The sequence below is a fragment of the Neptuniibacter pectenicola genome, from assembly GCF_001597735.1.
In the GTDB taxonomy this organism is placed as follows: Bacteria; Pseudomonadota; Gammaproteobacteria; order Pseudomonadales; family Balneatricaceae; genus Neptuniibacter; species Neptuniibacter pectenicola.
Genome location: NZ_LUTS01000091.1, coordinates 1 through 427, shown reverse-complemented (window position 1 = coordinate 427; position 427 = coordinate 1). Strand labels below are relative to the sequence as shown.

General features: G+C 53.4%; 1 protein-coding gene. It reads left to right on the top strand.

What is annotated here, in order from left to right:
• On the top strand, window positions 1-414 hold a 414-nt coding region (locus A3773_RS19840; protein WP_197462849.1), incomplete at its 5' end, for a hypothetical protein.
• Between the last annotated feature and the right edge of the window lie 13 nt (window positions 415-427).

Below are 427 nucleotides of genomic sequence, written 5' to 3'. Positions count from 1 at the left end.
GGAAGAGAGGAAAAGGAGAAAGAGAAAAAGGAGGGAAGGAAGGGAGAAGGAAAAGAAAAGGGGGAAAAAAAGAGGGGAAAGGGAAGGGAAAAAGAGAAAAGGAGGAGGAGAAAAGGGAGAGGAGAAGAAAGAAGGGAGAAGAGGGAGGAGAAAGAAAAAGGAGAAGGGAGGGGGGGGGAGGAGGGAGGAAAGGAGGGGGGGGAGGAAAAGGGAAAAGAAAAAAGAGGGGAAGAGGGAGGGGAAAGAAGGGGGGAGAGAAAGGGAAAAGGGAGGGGGAGGAGGAAGGAGAAGGAGAAGGAGGGAGGGAGAGGAAAGGAGGGAGAGGAGAAGAGGGGGGGAAGGAAAGAGAGGGGAGGGAGGAGGAGAAAGGGGAGAAGAAGGAGAGAGGGGGGGGGAGAGCAGGGTGTAAAATAGCTTTTACTTGCTG